We start from the raw sequence: 19,790 nt of genomic DNA, 5'->3' as shown, positions 1-19,790 counted from the left end.
ACTACCGATCGGCGCGAACGGATCACCGGGCGGAATCCGCGATCAGCCCGGCGGTTTCGATCTCACGCTCGCGCCCGGTGCCGCTGATGGTGCCGCTGCCGATCACCCGGTCCCCCAACGGATCCCGATGGTAGGCGACCACGGCCTGACCGCGGGCGACACCGGTGAGCGGCTCGCGCAGGCGAGCGATGAGACCGTCCTCGGTGGCCTCGACGATCGCGGGGGCGATGCCGCCGTGAGCACGCACCTGAACGATGCAGTCGAACGGCGCCTCGGGGACCTCACCGGAGGTCCAGACCGCCCGATCCGCCCGTACCGTCCACACGTCCAGCTCTTCGGCGGGACCCACATGCACGGTGCCGGATTCGGGGTCGATGCCGGTGACGTAGCGAGGACGGCCGTCCGCCGCCGGTCCGGGCAGGCCCAGTCCCTTGCGCTGACCGATCGTGAATCCGTGCACGCCTTCGTGTTCGGCCAGTTTGTGGCCGTCGGTGTCGACGATCGCACCGGGCCGCACGCCGATCGAGGCGCCGAGGAAGGCGCGAGTGTCCCCGGAGGGAATGAAGCAGATGTCGTGGGAATCCGGTTTGTTCGCCACGGCCAGCCCACGCTCGGCCGCTTCCTCGCGAATGCGCGGCTTGGGAGTGTCACCGACCGGGAACATCGCCCGCGACAACTGGTCGGCGGTCAGGACGGCCAGCACGTAGGACTGATCCTTGTCGGCATCGACCGCCCGCCGCAGCACACCGTCCGACAGCTGCGCGTAGTGGCCGGTGACCACGGCGTCGAAGCCCAGTGCCACCGCGCGGTCGGCCAGCGCGGAGAACTTGATCTTCTCGTTGCAGCGCAGGCAGGGATTGGGGGTCTCGCCCGCCGCGTACGCGGCGACGAAGTCGTCGATCACGTCCTCTTTGAAGCGATCCGCGAAATCCCAGACGTAGAAGGGGATTCCGAGCACATCGGCGGCGCGGCGGGCATCGCCGGCGTCCTCCTTGGAGCAGCAGCCGCGCGATCCGGTGCGCAGGGTTCCGGGGGTGGCCGACAAGGCCAGATGGACACCGACGACCTCGTGGCCCGCGTCGACCGCCCGTGCGGCGGCCACGGCGGAATCCACGCCGCCGCTCATCGCTGCCAGCACTCTCATCGTGTACCTCCTTTCGCACCGGCCAGTCCGGCCGCTTCGGCCCGTTCCACCACCGGCGGCAGAACTTCCAGCAATCTGTCGATCTCGGCGTGGGTCGAGGTGTGGCCCAATGAGAACCGCAGCGACCCGCGCGCCTGCCGGGGTTCGACACCCATGGCGAGCAGTACGTGACTCGGCGCCGCCACTCCGGCATTGCAGGCCGAGCCGGTCGAACATTCGATGCCGGCCGCATCGAGCAGCATCAGCAGGGAATCGCCCTCGCAGCCGGGAAAGGTGAAGTGGGCGTTGCCCGGCAGCCGCCGCTCGGCGGAGGCGCCGTTGAGCACGGCTCCCGGCACGGCCTCGTACACCCCGGTGATCAACCGGTCCCGAAGCGCCAGCAACTGCGCCGTACGCTCATCCATCCCCCGGACAGTTTCCCGCAGCGCGGCGGCCAGACCGGCCGCCCCCGGTACATCGGAGGTGCCCGAGCGCAGATCCCGTTCGTGCCCACCGCCGTGCAGCAGCGGTACGCATCCGATCTGCCGTCCCAGCAGCAGCACACCGGAACCGTGCGGACCACCGACCTTGTGCCCGGCGACACTGGCGGCGGCCAGCCCGCTCGCGGCGAAATCGATGGGGAGTTGCGCCGCGGCCTGTACCGCGTCACTGTGCATCGGCACGTCGAATTCCTGTGCGATGGCTGCCAATTCGACGATCGGCTCGATGGTGCCGACCTCGTTGTTGGCCCACATCACACTCACCAGCGCGGTCTCGGCCGCATGGGCGGCAAGCGCCTCGCGCAGCGCCCGCGGCGAGACCGTGCCGTCGTCATCGACCTCGAGCAGCGTGATCTGCGCGCCCTCGTGCTGCTGCAGCCACTCCACCGCGTCGAGCACCGCATGGTGCTCGACGGAGCTCACCAGAATGCGGGTGCGCCGGGGATCGGCGTCGCGGCGAGCCCAGTAGATGCCCTTGATCGCGAGATTGTCGCTTTCGGTGCCGCCGGAGGTGAAGATCACTTCCGAGGGCCGCGCCCCCAGATCGGCGGCGATGGATTCACGCGCCTCCTCGAGCATGCGCCGCGCCGCGCGACCGGAACCGTGCAGGGACGAGGCGTTACCGGCGCTGCCCAGGGCAGCCGTCATCGCCTCGACGGCGGCCGGGAACATGGGTGTCGTGGCCGCGTGATCGAGGTAGACCGTCTTGGGCGCCGCTGCGACCGGACCCGGGAAAGCCGACATCATGACCGATAAAGCCTATCCCATCCTTGACCTGCGCATCTTCGGGGTCTCCCGGCCGGCGGCGAATTCTCCACGATTCCGCACACCATCCCCACAACCGAGCGCTCGCCGCCCGGTATTCCCCGGATCGCATTCGGCCACGTCCGCGCGTCACTGTGCGGCCAGCCACTCCGCCAGCCGAGTCTCGGCGAGCCGCGCTCCCGGCCCCGGCAACAGACTGTCCGCCTGCAGCACCGCCCCGAAGTACGGAGACCGCGGATCGGAGACGACCTCACGCGAATCGGATCGAGCCGCCAGCACCGTGCGGATCCACTGGTCGAGTCCGAACACCTCCGGGCCCGCGACCTCGACGGTGCCGTTCACCGGTGCGCCCGCCGCACTGCGGGCCATCGCGGCCGCGACGTCGTCGGCGGCCATCGGCCGCACGTTCGCCGCGGACAGTCGCACCCGGCCGTCGACGGTCGCGGAATCGGCTATGCCACCGGCGAATTCGAAGAACTGGGTGGCGTGCACCAGCGAATACGGCAGGCCGGACCCCTTGATCAGCTCCTCCTGCGCCACCTTCGCCCGAAAGTATCCGGATTCCGGCAGCCGTTCGGTGCCGACCACCGACAGGGCGACGTAATGGCCCACGCCCGCGGCGCGGGCGCCCGCGAGCAGATTCGTGGTGGAGGTGCGAAAGAAGTCCATGACGTCGTCGTCGGCGAACGACGGTGAATTGGAGACGTCCACGACAACGTCGGCTCCGCGCAGCACAGTGTCGACGCCCGCTCCGGTGAGGGCGTTCACGCCGGTGCTGGGCGCGGCCGGAATCGCGGTGAGGCCGTCTGCGGCGAGCCGGGTGACGAGCTTCGAACCGATGAGCCCGGTGCCACCTATCACGACGATTTTCATGGCTGTTCCTTTCGCTCGAGGTGCGACCTCCGTACCCGTCCATCATTTGCTGATACTTCGCTGAGAGTTTCGTGTGAAATCTCCCGCGCCAACATATCGACAGTACCATTCGAAAATGCCTGGTTCGCAGAATATTTCAGCACCTCCGCCGACACACGGAAGGTTTGCTGTTGACCCGTTTGCGGACTATTCTGATTGCTGAACGATTACCGCGGCGGATTCGCGCACGATCCAGCCGGGCGGGGGCCTGCTTCGACATCCCGCGACCCGCCGCGGTTGCGCTGGGGGCTTTTCACAGGGAAATGACGGTTGAGCGTGGGTGGCGACAGGTCGTACCCGCGCTGTGAGGGTGAGGAGAACGGTGAGCAGCAAACTGATCGCGGCCACTCCGTCGGCGGACCTGCTGGTGGAGGAGATCATCGATCGCTACGGGTCGGTCGGGCAATTCTGCGATCTGCTGCGCCGAGATCTCGACGATCCGACCGTCGAACTGCCTCGCGTGCCCGTCATCGCCCGCGCGGATCGGGTACGCGTCCCGAAACCACCGAATATCGTCTGGTCCGAGGACGGCGACCCTCCGCCGGCGGTCGCACCGGCGGCGAAACCTCCCGCGAACACGGCAGCGGAGGTGAACCGGCGCCGCGGACTGTGGCAGCGGCTTCTCACCTGGTTCTGCTGAGGCCGGGGCTCGGTGGCGGGGTCGCGGCCCGGCTGGAAGTGTGAACGGTGTGCACGCCCCTCACCCGCCCGCGCCACGGTTCGCCATCGGTGACGGCTATGCGATTTACCGAGGTCCGGTGGCGGACAGCGCTTTCCATCGGCACGCCGCCTTCCAGATCGCGATCGCCGGGCACGGCGAGGTCGAGATGGTGGACGCGGCGAGGCACCAGCATCGATCGGTGGCGCTGCTCGTCCCGCCGATGCAGCGCCACCGGATCCGCGCCACCGCGCTCCCCTCCGAGAATCTCGATCCCCGTCTGGCATCGGCCCTGAATCTGTTGTGGCACAGTCATTTCACGATCCCCGATCTCGCCGCACGGGTTGGTCTGTCCGCACCACGATTGCGCACCTTGGCCCGGGCTCAGGTGGGGATGCCGCTCACCCGGTGGCGAGCCTGGGCGCAACTGCGCCGTGCGGCCGAGGCGCTGCAGGCCGGTCGATCACCGGCGGAAGCGGCGATCACGGCGGGTTTCGCGGATCAACCACATTTCACCCGCCGCCTGCGCGAGATGATGGGCATCACCCCCGCGGCCGTGCGGCCGCTGCTGTGTCCTCAATCCCGGCGCGCGACGTAGACCGAGATCGACCCGGTGACGGTCGGCACCACCTCGGCCTCGCGCACATCGCGAAAACCGGCCTCCGCCATCAATCGCGGAAGTATCCCCTCGGCGTTGGGCTGGGTATCGGCCCTCCCGTCGGCGAACTGCACCACCCGGAACGCCGCGCGCATCGACGCGGTCCGCTGCCGGCCGTAGTCGGCGATCACCAGCTTCCCGCCCGGCCGCAGCACCGCCGACTCACCTTTGCGACGGGCCACCGCCAGCACCTCCGGATCGGGATCCACCCCGATGATCCGCGCGCCCGGCTCGACCCGGGCGCGCGGCGCCACGTACATCACCGCCAGCGACCGCCATACCCGCTCGCGCGTCAACGCCACCACGCCGTCGTAGAGCCGGGTCGGGGCGAACCGCCCCAGGGCGGGGGTGAAGGGTTGCTCACTCATGTGCCCAGTCTCGACGCGCCCTCGGCTCCGGTCTTGAACGAAACGCTCGCCGAACCAGCGCGGTTACCGTGCGCCACCGCGCAGCCGCGACACCAGCTCGCGGGTACGTTCCTGTTCCGCCGCGGTACCGCGTGCGCTCACGATCGGATCGGTCACACCGGACTGCTCGAAAGCGCGGAACCCCTCCGCCACAGTGTCTTCCGAACCGAGCAGCGCGGTCTCGTGCACGCCGTGCAGCCCTTGACGGTCCAGCAGCACCCGATAGCTCGGCAGCTGCGAGACCGGGCCCCACTGTCGCGCCAGCTCCTGCCGGAGACGATCCGGATCCGCGGTCACCGCGGCCGACACCACCGCGACGATCCGTGGCGCCGGACGGCCCGCCGCCGTGGCCGCCGACGACAGCTGAGGTGCGATGTACTCGGCGATGATGCCGGGGGTGGTCCAGGTGGTCACCGCCCCGTCCGCCAGTTCACCGGCGGCCTTCACCATCGCCGGTCCCAGCGCGGACACCAGGACCGGCGGGGCCGCGGCGGCCGGCACCTCGACCGTGCCGGCTGCCCGCAACGTCTCACCGCGATAGTCCACCGTCTCCCCGCGCAGCAGCGGGGCGAGCGCCGAGAGGTATTCGCGCACGTGCCGGGCGGGCCGCTCATAGGACAGCCCGTAGCTGCCCTCGACGATATGCGGATGGCTCGGACCGAGGCCGAGGGCGTACCGGTTCGCCCCCTGGGCGGTGATCGTCAGCGCCTGCTGCGCGAGTGTGATCGGGTGCCGGGCGAAGGTGTGGGTGACCGCGGTCCCGACCTCGATATCGGCGATCTCCCGCACCGCCGGGGCGGCGACGGTCAACGCGTCCCAGCCGAGCACCTGGTCGAGGAACACGCTGTCCAGCCCGGCCCGCGCCGCCCAGCGAATCCGATCCAGCACCTGCGCGACCGGCAACGTCCCGCCGATATAGAGACCAGTGCGCACCGCACTCCCTGTTCCACGACTCGGCCTCTCACACTATGCGTTTCCGGATACGAGGCCAGGGTTCGGATCGCGCGGAGCCGAACACCTGACAGCCACGACCGCGGCGGCCATCATCGCTCGGTGCGCGGATCCGGCGGATCGCCTACCCCGGCGGTGGTAGCGCGCCCGCACCGGTCGATGATCGAGGTGGTTGTCCGGCGACAGGGCGGCCGAGGAGGAAGGAGCTCGGCAGGATGGATGGCGCGTTCTTCCGCGTGAAGCACGGAGATGGCGAGGAACTACATCCCGAACCGCGCGCGAGCAGCGGCTGGGGTGCGAACCAGATGCGCGGACCGGCCGCGAGCGCGGCGCTGGCGCGTGCGGTCGAGCGCACCGTCGCGCAGGTGGGCCGGACGGATCTGCGGCCCGTGCGGTGGACGCTCGATCTGTTCCGCGCGGTCGAAATGCGCCCCTCGGTGACCGAGGCGACGGTGGTCCGCGACGGGCCGCGGTTGTGCTTGATCGATGCGGTGCTGAGCCAGGACGGTCAGCCGACGGCCCGCGCGAGTGCGCTGTTTCTGCGGCCGAGCGAACCGCCGCCGGGCGAGGTGTGGTCGGGCGGCACTTCCCCGGTCCCCCCGGCGCCCGGGCAGCTGCCCGGCGGCGACCCGGAACGGTTGTACTTCACCGATGGCCAGGGCTGGGGTGACTGGACCGACGACTTCCGCGACAGCGATCGGAAACGGATCTGGCACTTCCCGATTCCCGTGGTCGACGGTGAGGATCCGACGCCGTTCCAGCTCGCGGCCTCGGTCGCCGACGTGACGAATATGGTCGCCAATCTCGGTAGTGCGGGACTGGAATTCATCAACGCGGATGTGACGATGACGATCGCGCGACTGCCGGAGGGCATGGAAGTCGGCCTCGCGCTGACCGAACGCGCCCAGCGGGACGGGATCGCGGTGGGCACCGCGGTGATGTTCGATCGCGCGGGCGTCATCGGCACCACCACGGTGTCCGCGATCGCCAACGCGAAACGCGCGGTACGCATCGACCGGGACCGCGACTGAGCGATCGCTCCCGGCGGCTCACAGCTCGGTCGGCCGCCGCGCCGCGCGCACAGCCGGACGCGGGTTCCGGCCACGGCACCCTCCCGCTGCCGATCGGCACCGAATTCGCCCCGGGCATCGAACAACTCGTCCGCATCGCCCTCGCGGTGACCGGCGGGAAACACGGACCCCTCGTTACCGGGTGAGCACCGACGGCGGGCGTAGGGTCGGCGCATGCGCCTGAGCACCCGGAATCAGCTCGACGGAACCGTCGTCTCGGTGACGCGCGGCGAGGCCATGGCGGTGGTGCGGGTCCGCCTCGGCGGCGGGGACGAGATCACCTCGTCGATCACCCGCGACGCCGTGGACGACCTCGCGTTGGACGAGGGCTCGGTGGTGAAGGTGCTGATCAAGTCGACCGAGGTCACGCTCGGTATCGAATAGCCGCGTCGCGGGGCCCGCGGGCCGGGACCGGTTCCGGATCCGCCGGGTGGGCGTGGCAGTAGCCTGGTGAGCGAATATCTCGTCCCGGACGTCTGACCGTCGCCCCTGTTCGATGGAGGGTTCCTGTCGTGACCACCACGCTGCGACCGGACTCGCGCCTGCGGCTCTCCCGGGACGGCCGCTTGGTCCTCGGCGGCAGCCCGATGCGGATGCTGCGGCTGTCCCCCGCCGGTGCTCGGCGGGTTCGCGCCTGGCTCGCGGGTGAACCGGTGGGCGCCACCCCGGGCGAGCAGGCGTTGGCCCACCGCATGCTCGCCGCGGGCATCGTGCATCCTCGGGCCGGCGGCGGCCGCCGCACAACCACCGAGGTGAGCGTGGTGATCCCGGTCAAGGACAACCCGGCCGGGCTCGCTCGGCTGATCGACGCGACCGAGGGCCTCACCCGGATCATCGTCGACGACGGTTCGGCCACCCCGGTGCCCTCGGCCGCGGTGCGCCACGATCGCCCGCACGGCCCCGCGGCCGCACGCAACAGCGGCTCTCGGCAGGTCACCACCGAGCTGATCGCCTTCCTGGACTCCGATATCGTCCCGGATCCGGGCTGGCTGCGGGCCGTGCTGTCCCTGTTCGACGACCCCGCGGTCGCCGCCGTCGCCCCGCGTGTGCGCACCCTCGACGACGGTGTGCTGGGCAGATACGAGCAGGGCCGGTCGAGTCTGGATATGGGCGCCGAGCCCGCGGTGGTGCGACCGGGCGGCCGAATCGGATATGTCCCGAGTGCGGCGCTGGTGATCCGGCGCGACGTATTGACCGCGGCGGGCGGCTTCGACGAGGAACTGCGTTACGGCGAGGATGTCGATCTGATCTGGCGCCTCGTGGCCGCCGGCCACCTGGTGCGGTATCAGCCCGAGTCGGTGGTCCGGCACGCACCGCGCACCACCCTGCGGGCCTGGCTGCGGCAGCGCTACGAGTACGGCACCTCCGCCGCGCCCCTGGCCCGGCACCATCCCGGGCAGTTGCCCTGTGCGCGGCTGTCCCGGGCCACGGCGCTGCGCTGGCTGTCGTTCGCGGTGGGCCGCCCCGGATTCGCGGCGGTGACCCTGGCCGAACCGGTACGCCGGTTCCGTCGGCTGCGTGACCTCGGGCTGCCGATCACGACCGCGGCGGCCGTCGTGGGGGAGGCCGAGTTGTCGGCGGTCGGTCAGCTCGCCGATGCGATGCGTCGAATCTGGTGGCCCGCAGCGCTTCTCAGCCGTCGTGGCCGGCGTCTGCTGGCCGCGGTCTATCTACCGGTGGTGCTGCGGGCGGCGGTGGCGGCGCGCGATCCACGGGCCGCGGTGCTGCGCGTCGCCGACGACATCGCCTACGGCACCGGAGTCTGGGCGGGATGTCTGCGCACCCGCACGGCCGAACCCGTCCTGCCGTCACTGCGCGGACAGACCGAGACCGCCGATGTGGCTCGCTGATCTCAGTTCGGCCGATCTGGCCGAGTCGGCGACCCCGCCGCTGCTGGCGATCCCGCTCGGCGCCACCGAACAGCACGGACCCCATCTGCCGCTGGACACCGACACCGCCGTCGCGGTGGAACTGTGCCGGCGGCTGGCCGCGGCCCGGGCCGATATCGTTGTGGCGCCGCCGATTCCGTACGGATCCAGCGGTGAGCACGCCCGATTCCCCGGCACCCTGTCCATCGGCCGTGACGCGCTGGAACTGCTGATCGTCGAACTGGTGCGCTCGGCGGACGAATTCGCCGGTGTCGTGCTGATCAACGGGCACGGCGGCAATCTCGAGCCGCTGCATGCCGCGCATCGGCGGCTCACGGCCGAGGGCCGCGACATCCTGCTCTGGTCGCCGACCGGTCCCGCCGACGACACCCACGCCGGCCACGGCGAGACCTCGGTGATGCTCGAACTCCATCCGGATCGGGTCGCCATGCACCGCGCCGAACCCGGCAATACCCGGCCGTTGCGGGAGCTGATGCCACATCTGCGCTCGGGTGGCGTGAAAGCGGTGAGCGACAACGGCGTTCTCGGCGATCCGACCGGGGCCACCGCGGCCGAGGGCACGCGGATACTGGCGCGCTGGACGGAGGCGTTGATCGCCGCGGTCACGGATGAATTTCCGCATCGTATGCAAAGGTGAGAGCTGGATCACAGCCGTGCCCGCATGTCGAGGCCCCGACGGGCGGCGGCGAACCGACGATCGACGGAGGAAGCGATATGGCGTGGACCAGCACTCAGCTCGATCGGATCGGCGGTTCCGAGGAACTGCAGATCACCAGCTATCGGGAGAACGGGGCACTGCGGCCCTGGACGCCCATCTGGGTGGTCCGGGTCGACGACGACCTCTACATCCGCTCCGCGTTCGGCTCGTCCGGCGGCTGGTACCGCCACGCCATGCACACGCGGGGAGCCCGGATCCGGGCCGGCGGCGTGGAGAGGGATGTGACGCTGCATCCGGCTACCGACTCGGTCACCAACGACCGTGTCCGCGACGCCTACACGACGAAGTACCGGGGACAGCCCACCGCCTTGGAACCGATGCTGGCGCCGATCGCGGCCAACACCACCGTCCGGGTGGATGTGGTCGGATAGACCTTCCGGACTCGGATCGGGTGACATGCCGACCGCCTGCGCGTAGAGTCCGGGACTCGCTGTCAGATGCCGACGGAGGGGCCCGGCCATGATTCGACCGAAACCGACTCGCACGCTGGGACGGTGGGCCATGGGTGCCGTGGCGGTCATGGTGATGATGGTCGTCCCGGCGGCCGCCGCGCCGATCGCGCCACCGGGCAGCGGCTCCGGCGCCCCCTCCACGGCACCCGGTGCTCAGGTCGAGCTGAACGCCTACTGCGATACCGACGGCGCGTCCGCGCAGATCGCCGGCGGGCGCACCGTGTACTGCGCACCGGTACAGGGCACCGACGCGCACGTCTGGTCCTACAGTCACGGCCCGCTCCGCCACGATCCCAATACCCGCGGCTACACCTGTGACGACAACGGCTGCCGGTTTCCGGACGGCGGTCCGGTCCCGGGCTACCGCCGCTGCGGCATCCTCTGCGGTGAGCCGCCCACCAGTGGTGATTTCCAGAGCGGACTCGCCGACTGCTTCACCGCGGGTACGCCGTTCGAGGAGTGCGACCGCCGGATCCGGTGACGGTCGCGCCCGGGCGGCGCGATTACGGGGAATTCGCCCGGCGGCGTTCGATTTCGGCGGTGCTCCACGCGCCGATCATGCGCGCTGTCATATCGATGGCCTCCTGCCGCTGTTCCGGTTCCACCTCGACCGCGGAGGCACGCAGCACCGCGGAGAAGCCGGTGTTCACCAGGACGAAGGCCATGACGTCGAGTTCGTGGTCATCGGCGGGACCGAGCACCTGGATCAGTACCACCTTCGCCAGCAGTCGCAGGCGGGGTTCGAATTCGGGGATGCCGCTGTTGTAGAACTGCACCCCGGCGGCCAAGGCGCGGACCAGCTTGGCGTTGGCGACGAGTTCGTCGCAGATGGTGGCGAGAATGCCGGCGGTCAGCTCCTCGACCGTCTTCTCCGACATGTTCAACCGCTCGGTGAAGCGCCGCTCGATGTTCTGCAGCAACTGTTCGAGTAGTTCCTCGACCATGACGGTGCGGTCGGCGAAGTAGCGGTAGACGGTGCCGATACTCAGGCCCGCCTCGGCCGCGATCCGGTTGGTGGAGGTGTTCTCGATACCCCGCTCGCCGAACAACCGCGCCGCGGTGTCGAGGATGTGCTGCCGGGTTTCCTTGGCACGCTCCTGCATGGGGCGTCGACGCTGACCGGCCACCTTGGACGGCATCACCTACTCCTCCCTGCTGGCGGCGGGCAAATCGGTAGATCATCCTAGGGCTCGCGCGGCGGGCCTACCGCCTGTTCGACGTCTCCCGGACACGAATTGGCCGACTCCACAAAACGGCGAGCGTTCCGCTATTACGTTTGCGTCACCGCAGTTTTCGCAGCGAAAGGCCGCCATGTCGGATCGCGTCGTCGGAGTCGTGCTCGCCGCGGGCGCCGGGCGCCGATTCGGCAGGCCCAAGGCAGGTGTCGGACACTGGCTGATCACCGCGGTCGAGGCGCTGCGCGAGGGTGGATGCGCGGAGGTCGCCGTGGTGCTCGGCGCCGCGCGGGTCGCGCCGATACCCGGTGTTCGCACACTCGTGGCACCGGATTGGGCGACGGGGATGAGCGCATCGGTCCGCGCCGCGGTGGAGCACGCGCGAGGTACGGGTGCTGGCCATCTGGCACTGCACGTCGTGGACACCCCGGATGTCGGGCCGGATGTGGTGGCTCGGGTGATCGAGGCGGCGCGCACCTGCGAATCCGGGATCGCCCGTGCCTCGTTCGCCGGACGCCCCGGCCATCCCGTCGTGATCGCGCGCCGGCACTGGGCGCGGCTGCTACCGACGCTGTCCGGCGATCGCGGCGCCGCCGAATTCCTGCGGACCGTGGCGGTGCGGGCCGTCGAATGCGGCGACCTGGCCGGTGGGCGCGATATCGACGACCCCGCGGATCTCGACCCCTGACCGCGGTGCGGTCGGTATCCGCCGGCCCCGTGCTCGCTCGGTCACGCGCGCCCGCCGAAACCTGTTCCCGATACCACCGTTAACATCCACCCGTGGCGAAACTGAAGGTCTCGGTCGACGTTCCGACCTCCCCCGACCAGGCGTGGTCACACGCGTCGAATCTGCGCGAACTGGATCAGTGGCTGATCATGCACGAGGCCTGGCGCGGCACCGTGCCCGACGATCTGACGCCGGGCACCGAATTGGTCGGCATCGCCTCGGTGAAGGGGCTCCGCAATCGAGTGCGCTGGACCGTGCGCTCCGCGGAACCGCCGCGCCGCCTCGTCCTCACCGGCGCCGGCAAGGGCGGCACCAAACTGGGGTTGGAGCTGCTGGTGGCGGCGAAGGGGCCCGGTGCACAGGTCACCGTCGATATCGATCTGGGCGGCCGGCCGCTGTTCGGGCCGATCGGCGCGACCGTGGCACGCGCGCTGAAAGGCGATATCGAGCGCTCGCTCGGCAAGTTTGTCGAGCTGTACTGCTGATCCCGGCACCCCCATCCCCGCTCCGGCCCGGGTACGGCGGCACGGCACCGGGTCAGCGCCGGTCGAGCACGACGATCGGGATGTCGCGACCCGCGGCGTGACTGCGGTAGAACTCGAAGTCCGGCGTCGCCGCCACGAAATCCCGCCACAGCGGGCCGTATTCGTCCGCGGTCGCCACCCTGGCCCGGACCGGCCGTAGCTCACCGCCGATCCGGATCGTGGTGTCGGGATCGGCGAGCAGATTGTGGTACCACCCCGGATGCCTGGGCTGCCCCGCCCTCGACGCGGCGATCGCCACGGCCTCGCCCGCGTCGACATACATCAGCGGTGATGTCCGCACGATGCCGGATCTGGCGCCGGTGTGCTCGAGCAGCAGGATTCGGGCCGCCGGCCGTCCGGGCAGATGGCCGCCGATCCGTCCGCCCGACCAGCGGTAGAGCCGCACATGCACCGCGGTGGAGCGACGGCCCGCGTAGATACCGTGCCGATTCGCGAATTGCGAGGCAGCGGAGACCATTCCGGCGACGATGGGCATTGCCTCAGTAGACACCCCCGCCCGCCTCGGCACCAGGATGCCCGCATCACGAGCACCTCGATCCGGATCGCGCAGGTATCGCACACACATCCGCGCCTGCGGGTGAGCACAGCGAAATCCACCGGCAATCGCGGAGACGGTCGGCCGAAATATCCGTCTTCGAGGATCTGTCCGACATCGTCCACAGAATCAGGAGGCCACGGATGCACGGGACGGTCCCCGGAAGGCGCGGCGGCATGCCCCGGCGTTCCGCGAGCCGGTCGCGCGACGTTCACCGGATCGCCGCCGATTCCACACCGAACGCGGTTGCGGACCGCACTCACGGCAATATGCTTCCATTTGTGACGAATCTGCGGATCAGTGAAGCGGCGGCACTGCTGGGCGTCAGCGACGACACCGTACGGCGCTGGATCGATCAGGGCCGGCTGCCGGCGGTCCGCCTGGACAACGGCCGCAAGGGCGTGCGCGGCGCCGATCTCGCCGACCTGCTGCGCGATCAGTACGCCGAGACGCCCGAGCCCGGCGCCACCGTCGCGGCCTCGGCCCGCAATCGGATGCGCGGCATCGTGACCCGGGTCGTGAAGGACACGGTGATGGCACAGGTCGAGATGCAGGCCGGCCCGTTCCGGCTGGTGTCGCTGGTCAGCCGGGAATCGGTGGACGAACTCGGTCTCGAGGTCGGCAGCATCGCCGTCGCCTCGGTCAAGTCGACCCATGTCGTGGTCGAGATACCGGAAAGTTGACGAAATGCAGATCTTTCGCACGCTCGGCGTGACCACGGCCGTCTCGGCCCTCGCCGTGAGCCTGGCCGGATGCGGCTCCGGCGACCCGAAGACCACGGCGGGATCGAATCGAATATCCGGCACCGTCACGGTTTTCGCGGCGGCCTCGCTCACCGAGACATTCACGAAGCTGGGCCACGATTTCGAGGCCGCCCACCCCGGAACCACGGTGGTCTACAGTTTCGGCGGCAGTTCGTCGCTGGCACAGCAGATCCAGCAGGGCGCACCCGCCGATGTCTTCGCCGCCGCGGCCCCGGCCACGATGCAGCAGGTCGTCGATACCGGTGACATCACCGCCCACCCCGAGACATTCGTCAGCAATCGCCTGGAAATCGCGGTGCCCAAGGGCAATCCGGGCAAGATCACCGGACTGGCCGACTTCGGGAAGACCGAACCGCGGATCGCGCTGTGTGCCACGCAGGTGCCGTGCGGCGCCGCCGCCGAGCAGGTCTTCAGGATCGCCGGGATCACCCCGCGGCCTGACACCCGCGAGCAGGATGTGAAGGCCGCGCTGACCAAGGTGGCCCTGGACGAGGTCGATGCCGCGCTGGTCTATCGCACCGACGTGCAGGCGGCGGGCGACAAGGTGGAGGGCATCGACTTCCCGGAATCGGCGAAGGTGATCAACGCCTATCCGATCGCACCGGTGGCCGAGGCCCCGAATGCCGCCGCGGCGGCGGCGTTCGTCGACTACATCCGCTCCGATGAGGCGAAGCGGGTCTTCGCCGCCGCCGGATTCGACACGCCATGAGGTCGTCGGCGGCGGGCGAGGCGGCATGGTGAAGGGCGCGGCGGCGCGGCGGCGGGCGGGGACCGGGCGGCGGCCCGTCGTACTGGTCCTGCCCGCGGTCTGCGCGCTGGCCTTCCTGGTGGTTCCGCTCATCGGCCTGCTCGTGCGGGCGCCGTGGACGACCCTGACCGACCGGCTGTTCAGCGCCGAAGTCGGTACCGCCCTGCGCCTTTCGCTGATCTGCGCGACCACCGCGACGGTGATCTGCCTGCTGCTGGGCATCCCGCTGGCGTGGCTGCTGGCCCGAGCTCGCATTCCGGGAGGCGGCGTGATCCGGGCACTGGTGACGGTGCCCCTGGTCCTGCCACCGGTCGTCGGCGGTGTGGCGCTGCTGCTGGTCTTCGGCCGGCGCGGACTGCTCGGCCGGTATCTCTACGACTGGTTCGGGGTATCGCTGCCGTTCACCACCGCGGGCGTGGTGGTCGCCGAGGCATTCGTCGCCATGCCCTTCCTGGTGATCTCGGTCGAGGGCGCGCTACGCGGCGCCGACCCCCGATACGAGGAAGCCGCCGCCACCCTCGGCGCCGGACCCTGGTACACCTTCCGCCGCGTGACCCTGCCCGCCATCGCCCCCGGGGTGATCGCGGGCGGGGTTCTGTGCTGGGCCCGGGCACTCGGGGAATTCGGCGCCACCATCACCTTCGCCGGCAACTTTCCCGGCCGCACCACCACCATGCCGCTGGCGGTCTACCTCGCGCTCGAAACCGATCCCGATGCCGCGATCGTCCTGAGCCTGGTCCTGCTGGTGGTCTCGGTCGCGGTGCTGGTGTCGTTGCGGGAGCGCTGGATTCGAGGTGCGGTGTGACGCTGCGGGCCGACCTGGAAGTGCGCCGAGCGCGGTTCCGGCTGGACATCTCCCTCACCGCGGAACCCGGCGAGGTGGTGGCCCTGCTCGGCCCCAACGGCGCCGGTAAGACCACCGCGCTGCGGGCGATGGCCGGACTGGTCCCGCTCCGGGGCGGTCGCCTCGCCGTCGCCGACCACGTCTGGGACGAGCCACCGGCGATCTTCGTCCCCGCCGACCGCCGACGGGTCGGCGTCGTCTTCCAGGATTATCTACTGTTCCAGCACCTTTCGGCGCTGGAGAACGTCGCTTTCGGCCTGCGAGCCCGCGGTATGCGGCGCACCGCGGCACGAACCCGGGCCGCCGACTGGCTCGAGCGCGTCGGCCTGGGCGATCACCTCCGGGCCACCCCGCGCACGCTGTCCGGTGGACAGGCACAGCGGGTCGCACTGGCCCGGGCGCTGGCCACCGAACCGGACCTGCTGCTGCTCGACGAACCACTCGCCGCGCTCGACGCCGGCACCCGGCTGCAGGTGCGCGCCGATCTGGCCCGCCATCTACGCGACTATCGCGGACATACCGTCGTGGTCACCCACGATCCGCTCGACGCCATGGTTCTCGCGGACCGGCTCGTGATAATCGAGGACGGCGTGGTCGTCCAGCAGGGTGCGCCGACCGAGGTCGCGCGCCGGCCGCGCACCGACTACGTCGCTGATCTGGTCGGGCTCAATCTTTTTCGCGGCACTGCCGACGGCACCGGCGTGGATCTCGGCAACCGCGGCCACCTGACCGTCACCGAACCGGGGACGGGGCGGGTATTTCTCGCCTTCCCGCCCACCGCGGTGAGCGTCTATCGAGAACAGCCCTCCGGAAGCCCCCGCAACACCTGGCCGGTGACCGTCGCCGGACTGGAACAACACGCCAACCTCACCCGGGTCCGGCTCGACGGCGCACCGCCGGTCCTCGCCGACATCACCTCGGCCGCCGTCGCCGACCTGCGCATCGAGCCCGGCATGCGACTGTGGGCTGCGGTCAAGGCCACCGAGATCCATGTGTACCCAGCGTGACCGCGGGGTCTAACGACGCACCAGATTCAGCGGCGGTGACGGCGGGAACACCACCGGAAGGCCGACCAGCGACCGATGGAACGGACCCGGCCGCCAACGCAATTCGCTCACCGGCACCTCCAGCTCCGCATCCGGAATGGCATCGAGGAGTTGATCGACGGCGTCCTGCGCGATCCGGTACGCGGCCGACTGCGCCGGGCACCGATGCCGGCCGGCGCCGAATGCCAGATGTGATCGATTGCCGCTGCGATCACCGCCGCGGACCTTCGGATCGTCGTTGGCGGCGGCCATGCTCACCAGCACCGGTTCGTCGGCGGGCAGCCACACCCCTTCGATCAGCACCGGCTGTCTCGGGTATCGGGCGCAGTAGTTGGCCAGTGGCGGATTGTTGAACAGCACCCCGTCCAGCGCGTCCCGGGTGGACAGGCTGCCGTCGTGCAGACTTCCGGAGAAGCGTTCGTCGGTCACCATCAGCAGCAGGGCGTTGGCGATGAGGTGAACCTGGGGCTCGACCGCGGCGCCGTAGAGGGTCGCGATCTGCTCGACCAGTTCGTCGTCGGTCAGGCCCGCGGCGTGCGCGATCAGCCGTGAGGTGACGTCGTCGCCCGGCTGGGCGCGCGTGCGGCACAGATGGTCCTGCAGGGCGGTGACCAGCATCTTGTTGCCGACTTCCGGATCCCCGCCGGCGCCGAAGGTCGCGGCCATCCCGGCGGCGACCTGTTCGCCGATATCGTTCTCGATGCCCAGCATGGTGTTGATCGCGGCGCAGACCAGCGGGTAGATGTACTGCGCGATCAGCTCGCCCTGACCGGTCGTGCAGAAGTCGTTGATCAGCGCGATCGCGATATCCTCGACCACCGCGTGCATCGCGTGCAGGTCGATCGCGCCGATGGCATCGCTGATGGCGGTGCGGTAGCGCGCGTGCTCGGCGCCCTCGCTGCGCAGCGCGTTCGGCCGCCATCCCAGCACGGACAGGATCGGGCTGCCCGGGGGTATCTTGCCCTGCCAGCGGCGTGGATCAGCGGGAAAGTGTTCCGGATCGTTGAGGATCTGTACCGCCGTCTCGTATCCGATGACCAGTGTCGCCGGCACCCCGGGCGCCAGTTCCACATCTCCGAAGCACGGATGCCGTCGCCGCATCTCACGGTATGCGCTGTGCGAATCGGCCGCGAAGGCATCGGTGTAGATCGAGGTGAGTTGCCTGTCCGAAGTCGGTTGCAGCGAATGCGGCGTTGTCACAACAAGAACTCCATAAGTTGAGGTATGTGAAGAGCGCAACGAGATTCCCGCGGTCGGAGTCGATGAATTCGGCGGCCCCGCAATCACACGCCGGTATCGAGACACCCGGGAACGGGCACGCGGCGTAACCCCTGCGGCGGCCCACCCGAACACGGAACCCGGCCGACGGTGCAGGCCCACGAGGAACTCGAAGGTCGAGTACGGTGAGCGCACTCCCCCTTGTCGTGTGCCGAAAGTATTGAGCGAAAGCTTATTTTGACTCCGGTGCCCGATAGTAGCCGAGCCACCCGGGAGCGCGCAGGCGAAGCCGGCAACACGCCGCGTGGATCATCATTCCCACCGCCGGAAACATCGGCGCCGTTTCCGCTGCTCCCCGCCCCGCGGGCCGGGCACATCCACCTCACTGTTCACGGAATCGACTCACCGGCAAGCGATTCGGCTGAGAATGTGTAGGAGAAAGTGGAACGACGAGGAGTGGCGATGACCAGATATGCCCATTTTGTCGGGAGTGTCCCCGCAGACGTGATGACCGGGGATTCTGCGGTGTTGCAGTGGTTCGCCGACGCGAGCGCCGGACACCCGGTGACGGGGCTGCCGTGCGACCTGGATCCGGACTGGATTCTCGACTATCTCCGCACCCGCGGTCAGCACTCCGACGTCTTCGAGATCGTCAGCGGCGGTGAGTACACCGATTACAGCGACTTCCCGAGCTACGGGCTGCGCTCCGGCGCGACACTGGAACCGCGCCACGTGTCGATGGATCGGCTGGACCGCATCGATCAAGTCGTCGCGGCCTTCGACACCCTGCGTTCGGAGAGACCGGAGCTGGCGGATACGAAACTGCAGCTGAGTCAACCCAATCCGCTGGATCTGGCCATGTTCGTCTTCGCGGGCGCGGCGGTCTCCGGCGGTTTTCCGCTGGGGCCGGCGCTGCGTCGCTCGAATCTCCTGATCGCCGCGTTGCGGCAGCTTCCGGTCTTCACCGACGCCGCGCTGCAGGAGATCGGCGAGGTACACCGCCGCTACGGCGACCGGGTGGTCTGGCAGGTGGAGTCCCCGTTCGCACTGCTGGGCATGGTCAAGGCCGATCAGCTGCGGTCCCGATGGGCCGCCGCGCCGCTGATAGCCCGGCAGCTGGCCGGCCTGCTCACCGGCATCCACCGCATCGGCGCCACGGCCGTCGTACATCTGTGCTACGGCGACTACCAGCACAAGGCCCTGCTCAGTCCACGCTCGCTGGCGCCCGCGGCGACCTTGCTCCGGCACACCGGACGGCGACTGCGCGCACAGGACACTCCCCTTCCGCCGGTTCACATTCCGTGCGCGTTCGGCGCCGAGCCCGCACCCCTGGATCCGGCCTTCTACGCTCCCCTGAGCGGACTGGATCCCCAGTGGCGCATCATCGCGGGTGTGGTGTCACCGGACTCGGCCGAGGACAGCGCGCGAGCCCTGACCCTGTTCGAGCGCGCTGCCGGACGCACCGCCTACGGGGTCGCGACCGCATGCGGTCTCGGCCGCTGCGATGTTGCCGACGCCGGACAGGCCGCCGCCACGACCGCCGCGCTGACCGCGACACAGACGACCCTCTGATTCGGCCCACCGGGGTGCGCCGTGATTCGTCAGGGGCCCTGACGAATCACGGCGCACCCACTCCGCCACCTGTGGTTCACGGTGACGAGATCGCAATCCACCTCCGCCCCAAGGTTTCTCCTCGAGTCCTCGACCAGGAGATACACCCCGCGCGCTGTCCGGATTCCGGTCTATGGCGCGCAGGAACCGGACATTCGTCGTAGGCTGGATGGGTCGAAAAGTGGGGTGATGCCGGACCGGAACAGTCGTGATCGCAGCCCACTCAGTCGCCACCGCCGCCTCTTTCGCCGCATCAGCACTCCCGCATCGCCTGGCGATGCTCGCGTCGTGGATCCGCATTCGCCACCAAGCACGACGGATATCCCCTTACCCTCATCAGCTATCTTTCAGCTATCTTACTGAAAAGTGAAATTTCATCGTAAATTGCTGTTTCATTTGATGATTCGCTCTCCGCTGTTAGACTGACATCCCGTGCGCCGCAAACTGGTTAACAGACGGCAACGGAGGTGAGGT

General features: G+C 69.4%; 23 protein-coding genes. 15 read left to right on the top strand and 8 right to left on the bottom strand.

Features of this window, described 5'->3' with window-relative positions; genetic code table 11:
• Positions 1-22: 22 nt before the first annotated feature.
• From mnmA to LKD76_RS09600, 3 genes are all read right to left on the bottom strand, one after another.
• A complete protein-coding gene (gene mnmA, locus LKD76_RS09610; protein WP_227980683.1) occupies positions 23-1,144 on the bottom strand; it encodes a tRNA 2-thiouridine(34) synthase MnmA in 1,122 nt (373 codons plus the stop codon).
• Entirely contained in the window at positions 1,141-2,370 is a 1,230-nt protein-coding gene (locus tag LKD76_RS09605) for a cysteine desulfurase family protein (RefSeq protein ID WP_227980682.1), read from the bottom strand. The genes mnmA and LKD76_RS09605 overlap by 4 nt, the downstream gene beginning before the upstream one ends.
• Positions 2,371-2,517: 147 nt before the next feature.
• Entirely contained in the window at positions 2,518-3,261 is a 744-nt protein-coding gene (locus LKD76_RS09600) for an SDR family oxidoreductase (protein ID WP_227980681.1), read from the bottom strand.
• Positions 3,262-3,622: 361 nt separating this feature from the next.
• Here LKD76_RS09600 and LKD76_RS09595 point away from each other — a divergent pair, with 361 nt between their 5' ends.
• Together LKD76_RS09595 and LKD76_RS09590 are read left to right on the top strand one after the other, a co-directional pair.
• Positions 3,623-3,940 carry a hypothetical protein gene (locus LKD76_RS09595; protein ID WP_227980680.1) on the top strand — a complete coding sequence of 106 codons (318 nt, stop codon included), beginning with the start codon at positions 3,623-3,625 and terminating at the stop codon, positions 3,938-3,940.
• Between the two features lie 118 nt (positions 3,941-4,058).
• Positions 4,059-4,556: a helix-turn-helix domain-containing protein gene (locus tag LKD76_RS09590; protein WP_227980679.1), complete on the top strand. Its 498-nt coding sequence runs from the start codon at positions 4,059-4,061 to the stop codon at positions 4,554-4,556.
• On the opposite strand, the gene LKD76_RS09585 is transcribed toward LKD76_RS09590, so the two are convergent.
• Together LKD76_RS09585 and LKD76_RS09580 are read right to left on the bottom strand one after the other, a co-directional pair.
• Entirely contained in the window at positions 4,535-4,984 is a 450-nt protein-coding gene (locus tag LKD76_RS09585) for a class I SAM-dependent methyltransferase (protein WP_227980678.1), read from the bottom strand. The genes LKD76_RS09590 and LKD76_RS09585 overlap by 22 nt on opposite strands.
• Positions 4,985-5,047: 63 nt before the next feature.
• Complete coding sequence (locus LKD76_RS09580; protein ID WP_227980677.1) at positions 5,048-5,956, bottom strand: TIGR03564 family F420-dependent LLM class oxidoreductase; 909 nt, start codon at positions 5,954-5,956, stop codon at positions 5,048-5,050.
• 233 nt (positions 5,957-6,189) lie between these two features.
• Between LKD76_RS09580 and LKD76_RS09575 the strand changes: the two genes are divergently transcribed.
• From LKD76_RS09575 to LKD76_RS09550, 6 genes are all read left to right on the top strand, one after another.
• Positions 6,190-7,005, top strand: coding sequence for an acyl-CoA thioesterase domain-containing protein (locus tag LKD76_RS09575; RefSeq protein ID WP_227980676.1), 816 nt, complete (start codon positions 6,190-6,192; stop codon positions 7,003-7,005).
• Positions 7,006-7,218: 213 nt separating this feature from the next.
• Positions 7,219-7,428 carry a TOBE domain-containing protein gene (locus tag LKD76_RS09570; protein WP_227980675.1) on the top strand — a complete coding sequence of 70 codons (210 nt, stop codon included), beginning with the start codon at positions 7,219-7,221 and terminating at the stop codon, positions 7,426-7,428.
• A gap of 128 nt (positions 7,429-7,556) precedes the next feature.
• Positions 7,557-8,894: a mycofactocin biosynthesis glycosyltransferase MftF gene (gene mftF, locus LKD76_RS09565; RefSeq protein ID WP_227980674.1), complete on the top strand. Its 1,338-nt coding sequence runs from the start codon at positions 7,557-7,559 to the stop codon at positions 8,892-8,894.
• Positions 8,881-9,570: a mycofactocin biosynthesis peptidyl-dipeptidase MftE gene (mftE, locus tag LKD76_RS09560; protein WP_227980673.1), complete on the top strand. Its 690-nt coding sequence runs from the start codon at positions 8,881-8,883 to the stop codon at positions 9,568-9,570. Before mftF ends, mftE begins: the two co-directional genes overlap by 14 nt.
• A gap of 77 nt (positions 9,571-9,647) precedes the next feature.
• The gene (locus tag LKD76_RS09555; RefSeq protein WP_227980672.1) at positions 9,648-10,022 is read left to right on the top strand and encodes a DUF2255 family protein; all 375 of its coding nucleotides are present in this window, start codon (positions 9,648-9,650) and stop codon (positions 10,020-10,022) included.
• An 88-nt stretch (positions 10,023-10,110) separates the two neighbouring features.
• Positions 10,111-10,584: a hypothetical protein gene (locus LKD76_RS09550; RefSeq protein ID WP_227980671.1), complete on the top strand. Its 474-nt coding sequence runs from the start codon at positions 10,111-10,113 to the stop codon at positions 10,582-10,584.
• Between the two features lie 22 nt (positions 10,585-10,606).
• On the opposite strand, the gene LKD76_RS09545 is transcribed toward LKD76_RS09550, so the two are convergent.
• Positions 10,607-11,242: a TetR/AcrR family transcriptional regulator gene (locus LKD76_RS09545; protein WP_227980670.1), complete on the bottom strand. Its 636-nt coding sequence runs from the start codon at positions 11,240-11,242 to the stop codon at positions 10,607-10,609.
• A 172-nt stretch (positions 11,243-11,414) separates the two neighbouring features.
• Between LKD76_RS09545 and LKD76_RS09540 the strand changes: the two genes are divergently transcribed.
• A complete protein-coding gene (locus tag LKD76_RS09540; protein WP_227980669.1) occupies positions 11,415-11,966 on the top strand; it encodes a nucleotidyltransferase family protein in 552 nt (183 codons plus the stop codon).
• Between the two features lie 92 nt (positions 11,967-12,058).
• Positions 12,059-12,490, top strand: a complete 432-nt coding sequence (locus LKD76_RS09535) for a type II toxin-antitoxin system Rv0910 family toxin (protein WP_227980668.1) — start codon at positions 12,059-12,061, stop codon at positions 12,488-12,490.
• A 52-nt stretch (positions 12,491-12,542) separates the two neighbouring features.
• Here LKD76_RS09535 and LKD76_RS09530 read toward each other — a convergent pair whose 3' ends face one another.
• A complete protein-coding gene (locus LKD76_RS09530) occupies positions 12,543-13,025 on the bottom strand; it encodes a nitroreductase family deazaflavin-dependent oxidoreductase (RefSeq protein ID WP_227980667.1) in 483 nt (160 codons plus the stop codon).
• Positions 13,026-13,366: 341 nt separating this feature from the next.
• Here LKD76_RS09530 and LKD76_RS09525 point away from each other — a divergent pair, with 341 nt between their 5' ends.
• Genes LKD76_RS09525 through LKD76_RS09510 form a run of 4 tightly spaced genes read left to right on the top strand, consistent with a single transcriptional unit; the run spans position 13,367 to position 16,448 of the window.
• Complete coding sequence (locus tag LKD76_RS09525) at positions 13,367-13,768, top strand: TOBE domain-containing protein (protein WP_227980666.1); 402 nt, start codon at positions 13,367-13,369, stop codon at positions 13,766-13,768.
• Positions 13,769-13,772: 4 nt separating this feature from the next.
• Entirely contained in the window at positions 13,773-14,558 is a 786-nt protein-coding gene (gene modA / locus LKD76_RS09520; protein ID WP_227980665.1) for a molybdate ABC transporter substrate-binding protein, read from the top strand.
• A 25-nt stretch (positions 14,559-14,583) separates the two neighbouring features.
• Positions 14,584-15,402, top strand: coding sequence for a molybdate ABC transporter permease subunit (gene modB / locus LKD76_RS09515; protein ID WP_227980664.1), 819 nt, complete (start codon positions 14,584-14,586; stop codon positions 15,400-15,402).
• A complete protein-coding gene (locus tag LKD76_RS09510; RefSeq protein WP_227980663.1) occupies positions 15,399-16,448 on the top strand; it encodes an ABC transporter ATP-binding protein in 1,050 nt (349 codons plus the stop codon). Before modB ends, LKD76_RS09510 begins: the two co-directional genes overlap by 4 nt.
• A gap of 9 nt (positions 16,449-16,457) precedes the next feature.
• Here the strand turns inward: LKD76_RS09510 and LKD76_RS09505 are convergent, their stop codons facing one another.
• Positions 16,458-17,687 (bottom strand): cytochrome P450 family protein, encoded by a 1,230-nt coding sequence (locus LKD76_RS09505; RefSeq protein WP_227980662.1) that lies wholly within the window; start codon positions 17,685-17,687, stop codon positions 16,458-16,460.
• A gap of 525 nt (positions 17,688-18,212) precedes the next feature.
• Here LKD76_RS09505 and LKD76_RS09500 point away from each other — a divergent pair.
• On the top strand, positions 18,213-19,277 hold the full coding sequence (locus tag LKD76_RS09500) for a hypothetical protein (RefSeq protein ID WP_227980661.1): 1,065 nt from the start codon (positions 18,213-18,215) through the stop codon (positions 19,275-19,277).
• Positions 19,278-19,790 lie beyond the last annotated feature (513 nt).

Origin of the sequence: Nocardia spumae (assembly GCF_020733635.1) — a bacterium.
GTDB lineage: Bacteria > Actinomycetota > Actinomycetes > Mycobacteriales > Mycobacteriaceae > Nocardia > Nocardia spumae.
This window is presented reverse-complemented; position numbering and strand designations above follow the sequence as displayed.

Bases quoted from the DNA above. Each gene is read 5' to 3' on its own strand.
- mnmA (WP_227980683.1), bottom strand. From the start codon at position 1,144: ATGAGAGTGCTGGCAGCGATGAGCGGCGGCGTGGATTCCGCCGTGGCC.
- LKD76_RS09605 (WP_227980682.1), bottom strand. From the start codon at position 2,370: ATGATGTCGGCTTTCCCGGGTCCGGTCGCAGCGGCGCCCAAGACGGTC.
- LKD76_RS09600 (WP_227980681.1), bottom strand. From the start codon at position 3,261: ATGAAAATCGTCGTGATAGGTGGCACCGGGCTCATCGGTTCGAAGCTC.
- LKD76_RS09585 (WP_227980678.1), bottom strand. From the start codon at position 4,984: ATGAGTGAGCAACCCTTCACCCCCGCCCTGGGGCGGTTCGCCCCGACC.
- LKD76_RS09575 (WP_227980676.1), top strand. From the start codon at position 6,190: ATGGATGGCGCGTTCTTCCGCGTGAAGCACGGAGATGGCGAGGAACTA.
- LKD76_RS09570 (WP_227980675.1), top strand. From the start codon at position 7,219: ATGCGCCTGAGCACCCGGAATCAGCTCGACGGAACCGTCGTCTCGGTG.
- mftE (WP_227980673.1), top strand. From the start codon at position 8,881: ATGTGGCTCGCTGATCTCAGTTCGGCCGATCTGGCCGAGTCGGCGACC.
- LKD76_RS09555 (WP_227980672.1), top strand. From the start codon at position 9,648: ATGGCGTGGACCAGCACTCAGCTCGATCGGATCGGCGGTTCCGAGGAA.
- LKD76_RS09550 (WP_227980671.1), top strand. From the start codon at position 10,111: ATGATTCGACCGAAACCGACTCGCACGCTGGGACGGTGGGCCATGGGT.
- LKD76_RS09545 (WP_227980670.1), bottom strand. From the start codon at position 11,242: ATGCCGTCCAAGGTGGCCGGTCAGCGTCGACGCCCCATGCAGGAGCGT.
- LKD76_RS09540 (WP_227980669.1), top strand. From the start codon at position 11,415: ATGTCGGATCGCGTCGTCGGAGTCGTGCTCGCCGCGGGCGCCGGGCGC.
- LKD76_RS09530 (WP_227980667.1), bottom strand. From the start codon at position 13,025: ATGCCCATCGTCGCCGGAATGGTCTCCGCTGCCTCGCAATTCGCGAAT.
- modA (WP_227980665.1), top strand. From the start codon at position 13,773: ATGCAGATCTTTCGCACGCTCGGCGTGACCACGGCCGTCTCGGCCCTC.
- modB (WP_227980664.1), top strand. From the start codon at position 14,584: ATGGTGAAGGGCGCGGCGGCGCGGCGGCGGGCGGGGACCGGGCGGCGG.
- LKD76_RS09500 (WP_227980661.1), top strand. From the start codon at position 18,213: ATGACCGGGGATTCTGCGGTGTTGCAGTGGTTCGCCGACGCGAGCGCC.